This is a genomic window from bacterium (assembly GCA_040757115.1).
GTDB lineage: Bacteria > UBA9089 > CG2-30-40-21 > CG2-30-40-21 > SBAY01 > JBFLXS01.
Genome location: JBFLYA010000213.1, coordinates 1 through 6,472, shown reverse-complemented (window position 1 = coordinate 6,472; position 6,472 = coordinate 1). Strand labels below are relative to the sequence as shown.

5 protein-coding genes are annotated in these 6,472 nt (G+C 35.1%); 2 read left to right on the top strand and 3 right to left on the bottom strand.

Going from position 1 to position 6,472, the window contains the following annotated elements:
- Positions 1-592: 592 nt before the first annotated feature.
- Entirely contained in the window at positions 593-940 is a 348-nt protein-coding gene (locus tag AB1422_15120) for a helix-turn-helix transcriptional regulator (GenBank protein ID MEW6620643.1), read from the top strand.
- A 1,161-nt stretch (positions 941-2,101) separates the two neighbouring features.
- Here AB1422_15120 and AB1422_15115 read toward each other — a convergent pair.
- The 3 genes from AB1422_15115 to AB1422_15105 form a co-directional block, all read right to left on the bottom strand.
- Complete coding sequence (locus tag AB1422_15115) at positions 2,102-2,239, bottom strand: hypothetical protein (GenBank protein MEW6620642.1); 138 nt, start codon at positions 2,237-2,239, stop codon at positions 2,102-2,104.
- A gap of 582 nt (positions 2,240-2,821) precedes the next feature.
- The gene (locus AB1422_15110) at positions 2,822-3,940 is read right to left on the bottom strand and encodes a DeoR family transcriptional regulator (GenBank protein ID MEW6620641.1); all 1,119 of its coding nucleotides are present in this window, start codon (positions 3,938-3,940) and stop codon (positions 2,822-2,824) included.
- Positions 3,941-4,058: 118 nt separating this feature from the next.
- Positions 4,059-5,504 carry a FapA family protein gene (locus tag AB1422_15105; protein MEW6620640.1) on the bottom strand — a complete coding sequence of 482 codons (1,446 nt, stop codon included), beginning with the start codon at positions 5,502-5,504 and terminating at the stop codon, positions 4,059-4,061.
- A 201-nt stretch (positions 5,505-5,705) separates the two neighbouring features.
- Here AB1422_15105 and rpe point away from each other — a divergent pair, with 201 nt between their 5' ends.
- Positions 5,706-6,377: a ribulose-phosphate 3-epimerase gene (gene rpe / locus AB1422_15100; GenBank protein MEW6620639.1), complete on the top strand. Its 672-nt coding sequence runs from the start codon at positions 5,706-5,708 to the stop codon at positions 6,375-6,377.
- The last annotated feature ends 95 nt before the right edge of the window (positions 6,378-6,472 follow it).

The following is a 6,472-nucleotide window of genomic DNA, read 5'->3' as shown; positions in this document are numbered from 1 at the left end:
AACCACGAATGAACACGAATAATAAAAAGATTTGTAGTGCGAGGCTTATGGTTTTTGCAAAATTAACTTCCACTTTTCTGGAATACCATAAAATAAATTAAAAATCAAACATCAAAATGTAAAATTATAGCAGTTATTATTCAAAACTTTACTTAGAAATACAAATAATGTCCCATAGGGACAATATATCGGTAAATGGCTTTCCATAAATTTTCTACCAATATATCGTTCCTACGGAACTGATTGATTTGTCTATCTATTCCTACCGATATTATGTTCCTAACGGAACGATTATTCTCATGCCTTATTTATGGGTATTATCCTATGTAAACTTCCAGTTAATAACCGCTATAAGATGAACAAATATTCCATTTACCCGAAGTAGACATCCCCTCATGCTCTATTTTCTTTGGGCATATCAAATCTCACTTCTTCTATTTATTTTGTAAAATATCATAATATCTTGTCTCTGTCAACTGCCAATTCTTAATTGATCTATCTTCATTTGGAAATTGTTGTTATCCGTAAAAAATAAGTTAAAAATCCATTTTAATATTCACAGTAAAATAAGAATGGAGGGCTATAGATTATAATGAATGAATTGTTAATCAAGATAGGAAGTAGAATACAAAGATTAAGGAATGAAATGAGGTTATCTCAAGAAAGATTGGCAGAAAGAGCTGGTTTACATCCAACATATATTGGGAGAATAGAAAGAGGAGAAGTAAATCCTACCATTACAGTTCTTAACAAAATTGCTTCTGTTTTAGGAATGACGATAACAGATCTTTTATCTCTTCCTTCTGCCCAAGAAGTTGTAAGTAAAGAAGAATCTTCTACCTTTGAGATTATAGGACTAATAGAAAGAATAAATCCACAACATATTGATTTACTCGTCAGAGTTCTAAGAGAGATTCTGAAGTGGGAAAAGAAGATGTAAATCCTACTTTTAGCCCAACTTCACCCCTTTTTTAGTAGAGTAGAGCACTGGCGAGTTACCGTAGGTGTTCCTTTGGTTGCCTCAATCGTTTCCAACGATGCCTGTTTTAGGTTCACTATAGCACTTCTCCAACACCCCCGCATCAAACCCGACCCACTTCGTGGGTGACCCGAAGGTTTTCCCTTACACGGCTTTCCGATAATCACTCATCTTAAGGCGTTCGCTCAATTGACACGATAGTCTCCATACAATCCTATACTATATTAGGGTGACAATTTGTGATTCTTTGGTAAGCAATTTTTGCAAAAATCAACTCAAAACTCAAATGTCAAAACTCAAAGCTGAAACTCAAAACCTTAAAACTAATTCAGTGCCATTCTGAACGGAGGTCAAAAAATATAGGATTCTTTGAAAACCGGCGAAAGTCCATAATAAAAATAGTTTTGAGCTTTGCGTTGTAGTTTTGCGTTTTGCGTTTTGAGATTTGGTGTGCTTTGAAGTATGGGATACCAGAGTGGTTGGGAAAACCACCTATGCAAGCCTAATCCTTGTATAGAAGTTTGTAATTATGTAGATAAAGGAGCAATCCGTATCTACAGAAAGACAGGGTATCATCGTGAGGTGATATGATGGAGTGACGAATTACAGATGACCTATTGGGGTGTATGATTATGGCGTATTAACTCGTGCCAACTGCCCTTTCTCAGCGAAGCACTGGCAATGTCCTTGTCGGAGATGAATAAATAGGTTAGGTTAAAGCATCTCTGGGTAATGCGTTTAAACATACATCACGGAAGGAAAATGGGTAATCCATATGACCAAAGGAGGACTCACATCTTGTCTTTTAATTAAGACTAAGGGATTAGTATAAGGGAAATCCGAAATCCAATCTTTATGAGGTAGTGATGGATGTTTAGCTCTCAAATGTCCATTTTTGTAAGCGTTCAGGTGGGGTAACAAAAGGAGATGTGGAGATTAAGGAGATAGGGAGATATTATTAAAAAAATTGAAATTAGTAGAAACTAATAGAAATTTATGGAAATTTGTTGTTTCCCACAATCAATTTCTACCTATTTCTATAAATTTCAATCTATTTCTATTATCTTATCTCCATATCGCCCTTATCCTCTTTCTTACACTTTTGATATATAGCCTGAACGGTTACCCATTTTTAGAGTCGTCAGCATTGTTCATAGTAATCTTGAGAAAATCAGGATGAAGGGACATAACCGTATAGGAGATAGCCAAAGATGTCCATTTAATACGCTCAGCAGGTATAACCACTGATAATCTGAACAAAAGCGGTAACCTCTGCCGTATCAGAAGGGGTAAACTGGGGAAACACGGTTGATAAATGGACAATTCGGAGACTATCCAGGAGGAAAAGTTTAAGAGGGCTTGTGTATAAATAGTAACTTCTCTCTACCATAGAGCAACTATACGGGGTCGCTAACTACGAGAAAGACGTATGGTTTAAAAGAATTTGTTATGTTGTCTAACAAATTTGGCGATGATTGGGGGTTGGAGGCATTGCCCTCCAGCCTACCAGCTGATCTTTCAGGGATATAGTAGTTATTAATCAAAAGTTTCCATAAAATGAAAAATATTGAATATTGAATGTAGAATGTAGAAGTAATACTAAAACTTCATTATTCTAAATTCATTATTCGATATTCTACATTCATTCAATTGATAGTCAAATTTCTATCTGTTCTATGTTAAGTTTCGATTAATAAGTGCTATAAATTTCAATGTGGAAAGATTGAAAGAAGGCATGAAGAGATTTGTTCTGTAACATCTCCCTGCCCTTCGTGCTCTTCGTGGTGAATAGTTACAAATAGTTTTTAATTTTTTCTCTGTGTCTCTGCGGTGAACAGTTACTCAATCGGCAATATCAATGAAGGTATTTGGGGCTATCTCTTCGAATTTTCTCTTTTCTGCTAAAAAGTGTTTCTTTGCCACATCTTGCTTGAGGTATTTTGACGAGGTGATAATCTGGAAATCACGCTTGACACAAGATTCTTTTTCAAATTTTATGGGGATGGAAGAAAAGGTGCTTGAGCCTTCATCTGCAAGTGATTTAGCCGCCAAATACCTTCTTTTACCATCAATAATTTCAAACCTACCACCTGCTTTTTCTTTGACCCAGATTGGTTCGGTTATACCTTTTTCCTTTAAATTCTTTTCAAGCCACTTTTGAACAGGGTCATTTTCTAATGATTTATAATCAGATGGTAGATCAACAAAATCTAATCTCACTGTTTTTTCATCTTTTAAATCCGGGAGCATAAGTTTCAGATTATTTCCTTCTTCAAGATAAAATTCTGCAAACACTTGACCTACCTCGTGACCTAATTTTGAATGTTTGATCATAATTATTACCTGCTTTGCTCCTTTAATCATTCGCTTTTTAACCTGAGCCTCAACTTCATCTTTAGCCCATAATCCGCTATTAAACGATATGCCATCAACATCTATAAATGCTACATCAACTGAATATTGGTCAATTGTTTGGGTAGATAAATTTCCTGAGAGAACTCCCTGGGTGTCTTTCAGGTCACCGCCGGTGAGAATAACATTTGATTTAGAGGCAAGTTCATTGGCGACATTGACGGCATTTGTAATGACAGTGATGTGTCCTGGTTTTTTATCAGATAATCTTTTTGCCAGCATATTAATAATTATTCCACCATCCATAAATAGAATATCACCATCTTTTATAACTTTTTTATCGACAATATATTTACTAATGGCAATTATCTCCGAGCGGTCTTCAATAGAACCTTCCAAATTATCTTCATTTACCTTTGCCATGATAGGGACTGCCCCACCAAATGTCCTATTTACCAATCCCAGTGATTTAAGTTCATCTAAATCCTTTCTAATTGTTACTAACGAAACTCCAAATTTATCCATTAAATCATCGTTAGAGACAACCCTTTTTTTATAAATCTCTTTTAAAATAACATATCGTCTTGTTTCAGATGATGATTTTTCCATCTCAGTACCCTTTTATATGTGTGAAGACTTTTTTGTAATTTACCCATACTTTCTATCTTCTGCGTTCTGGGATATTTTTATCCGAAGGTCTTCTGTGTGAGCCACTTTATCCCAACCTTCATTTTACCTTATCAATTTCTCTTTCCCAATAAGTAATCGTAGGTGTTTCTACTTTAATTTTTGGTTTTTCATATCCAGTCTGTTCAATATGGCCGACGCTATTATAAAAGGTGACATACCGATAATCAATTTTTAGTGGAACTGTAGCATTGCCAATAGTAAGTTTTACACCTGGCCAAAGTGTATCAAAGGCAGATACCTTACCTTTATAGTTAGCACGGACATGTTTTTTGAATTCATATAAGTGATGATGCATCATTTTAATAACCTCTTCTAATTCCTTTTGTTTAGATAATGATTGTTCGGCTAACTCTGTTTTATTTTGAGCAAGTAATGTTTTGTAATTTAACCTTTCCTGGTGTAATTGAGTTTTTTCCGTAGTTAAACTTTCTTCTAATGCATCTATTTCTTGTCTAATTTGAGGGTCAACACCGACTTCGATTTCAGTAGTAACCTCGGAGATAGAGCCAATATTTTTAGCATTTACTTCTTCTTTAGCCGAGATTCTCCCACCAATAATCGCCCCTTTTTTTCCACCTAAGACAAAAACACCTTTTCCCGCATGGACATCGCTATGTAAAATAGCATCATGAACAATGATATTACCTTTAACCTCAATATTAGCATTCTGGATAAATTTGCATTTTAAATCACCATCGCACACGATTTTAGATTTACTGCCAATGATTCCTTGCATAACCGTAATATTTCCTTCAGAGATTACGGTTGCGTTTTCTACCACGCCGCCAATTTCAACATCTCCTTTAGCCTTAACAAAAAAACCTTCTTTTACATCTCCTTTGACCTTAACCGGACCTATAAAATTGATATTTCCGACATTCATATCAACATCAGATAGGATTTCATAAGTTGTCTTGACACCAATTCTACTATCTTCCCAGAATACATAACCATCCGCTGATGAAAAAAGTGTTAATTTGTCATGGGAAAGGCAGGTATTTTCACCAACCGGGATATTAATATCCTCTCCTTTTTTAACAGGTATTTGTTCACCTGTAACTTTTTTGCCAGGAGTTCCTTGAGTAGGAAGGATTTTAGAGGCAAGCACATCATTTGTATGCACAATATCAATTAATCTTAATTCACGAAAATCCACTTTTCCTTCTATGTCCTCCAATAACCCTGGTTTATCTTTTTTGTTAAATTTATATTCAATGCTGGCATCTTTACCTGCTTGCGGTGGGATTCCTTCGGCAACTAATATCGAGCGATTATAGATTTTATCTTGTAGTATAGTTTTAATCACCAGGTCTTTTATCCCAAACTTTATCCCTTGTTTATTTAATCTTTGCAGAATGGAATTTAAGTCTAAAGATAGCTGATGGCAATTGTTGGAATTAATAGTCATAAAAGCCTTTAGCCCATCTTCAGTAATTTTTATCGTCAAAGCTTCTGGTTTTGTTGAAGTAACCTGGTGTGTCATCTTACTTACTCCTTTCAATTTATCTTTCGTTTTTAGTTTCGTTTTTATTGCTCTTGAAACCTCTAATTATATTATACTACATCCAGAGGGATTTGTCAAGAGTTATTTTTAATTCTTATAAACTTTTTCGTTTTTCCTTTCGTTTTAATTTTAGCAAAAAGGTTGACAAAAACATTAAATTATGGTATGATTTTGATTAAGATGATAAAGATAGCACCTTCAATATTATCAGCTGACATCAGTCAATTAGCCAGCGAGGTAGAAAAAATAGAAGATGTTGCCGATTGGTTACATTGGGACATTATGGATGGACATTTTGTCGATAATCTTACCTTTGGACCAGATGCCGTCGCAAATCTTCGCAAAAAGAGTAATCTTTTCTTTGATGTTCATCTGATGATTACTAATCCGGATAAATTTATTGATAAGTTTATTGATGCTGGTGCGGATTTAATCACCTTTCATGCCGAAGTTACAGATGACCTGATGTTAAATATTCAGAAGATAAAGGATAGGGGAGTAAAAGCCGGTGTATCTATCAATCCGCCAACCCCACTGGATAAAATTTATCCTGTTCTAAAAGAGATAGATGTTGCCCTGGTGATGACCGTTAATCCAGGCTTTAGTGGACAGGGATTTATCAATGATGTTTTGCCCAAGATAGAGCAATTAAACAAGATTATAACTCAAAAAAAACTTAATTTAGACCTTGAGGTAGATGGCGGAATAAACCTTGAGACCGGGGCTGAAGTCGTCAAACGAGGGGCAAATGTTTTAGTCGCAGGCTCTTTTGTCTATGGTGCTCAAGACCCTGTTGAGGCAATAAAAAGTCTTAAAAATCGTAACCGTTCAAGCTATATATCAAAAGTGTAAGAAAGGGGATAAGGAGATAAGAGTGATATGGAGATAAGATAATAGAAATAGATTGAAATTTATAGAAATAGGTAGAAATTGATTGTGGAAAACAA

What these genes read in the sequence shown, in the direction of transcription:
- rpe (MEW6620639.1), top strand. Translation starts at nt 5,706, where the DNA reads ATGATAAAGATAGCACCTTCAATATTATCAGCTGACATCAGTCAATTA.
- AB1422_15110 (MEW6620641.1), bottom strand. Translation starts at nt 3,940, where the DNA reads ATGGAAAAATCATCATCTGAAACAAGACGATATGTTATTTTAAAAGAG.
- AB1422_15120 (MEW6620643.1), top strand. Translation starts at nt 593, where the DNA reads ATGAATGAATTGTTAATCAAGATAGGAAGTAGAATACAAAGATTAAGG.
- AB1422_15105 (MEW6620640.1), bottom strand. Translation starts at nt 5,504, where the DNA reads ATGACACACCAGGTTACTTCAACAAAACCAGAAGCTTTGACGATAAAA.